The organism is Luteibacter yeojuensis, from assembly GCF_000964085.1.
In the GTDB taxonomy this organism is placed as follows: Bacteria; Pseudomonadota; Gammaproteobacteria; order Xanthomonadales; family Rhodanobacteraceae; genus Luteibacter; species Luteibacter yeojuensis_A.
Genome location: NZ_JZRB01000117.1, coordinates 1 through 334, shown reverse-complemented (window position 1 = coordinate 334; position 334 = coordinate 1). Strand labels below are relative to the sequence as shown.

The window sequence follows — 334 nt, the reverse complement described above, 5'->3', positions numbered from 1 at the left end:
CCCTGGAAGAACATCGCAGCCATCGGCGGCACCGAAACAATCAGCACCGTCATCAACAGGCCAATGCCACCGGTCTGCAGGGCGAGGTTCGACAGGCCCTCCGGGCTGCCCGGCATGAACATCCTGACGACTTTCGATGCCCAGGTTGCCGCGGCAACACGAGCGGTGAGTTCGAGCACCATGCTCGCGACCGCGCTCAGCAGTGCCATCGAGAAAACGGTGCCCAAGCCGTACATCAGCCACCTTCGGAACAGGTCCTTGGTTTGGTCAAATATCAGGCAGAGGATGAACAGTGGCCCAAGGCCGATGAACAGGGCCATCGCGAACTTATAGA

Annotated in this window: 1 protein-coding gene; it reads right to left on the bottom strand. The window is 59.9% G+C overall.

Annotation, left to right across the window (positions count from 1 at the left end):
* Positions 1–334: type IV secretion system protein (locus tag VI08_RS20470; RefSeq protein WP_045831496.1), on the bottom strand; the 334-nt coding region annotated here is incomplete at both ends.